Annotated in this window: 1 protein-coding gene; it reads left to right on the top strand. The window is 53.5% G+C overall.

Features of this window, described 5'->3' with window-relative positions:
• The coding region (locus NE547_RS18225) for a hypothetical protein (protein ID WP_256176644.1) at nucleotides 1-282 on the top strand (282 nt) is incomplete at both ends.

The raw sequence follows: 282 nt of genomic DNA, 5'->3' as shown, positions 1-282 counted from the left end.
GTGGGCCGCAGGAATAAGGCGTACTATAAAGACCTCCATCAGCAAGCCTATGACAACCTGGTGGGGATGCAAGCCTTTGGGGAGAGCAAACGGGCGGCGGTGGTTGCCGGGACGGATAAGGAGAAGATTTTCTCCTTCAACACTTACAAGAGCTACTGGAATCACACCAAGTATTTTATCCAGTACATCAAGGAGCATCACCCGGAATGTACCACGCTGAAAAGCGCCAGGAAGTACGTCAACGAGTGGCTACAGGCCAGGGCTGACCAGGGTCTTTCCGCC

Origin of the sequence: Flavonifractor sp. DFI.6.63, assembly GCF_024462255.1 — a bacterium.
GTDB lineage: Bacteria > Bacillota > Clostridia > Oscillospirales > Oscillospiraceae > Lawsonibacter_A > Lawsonibacter_A hominis.
This window is presented reverse-complemented; position numbering and strand designations above follow the sequence as displayed.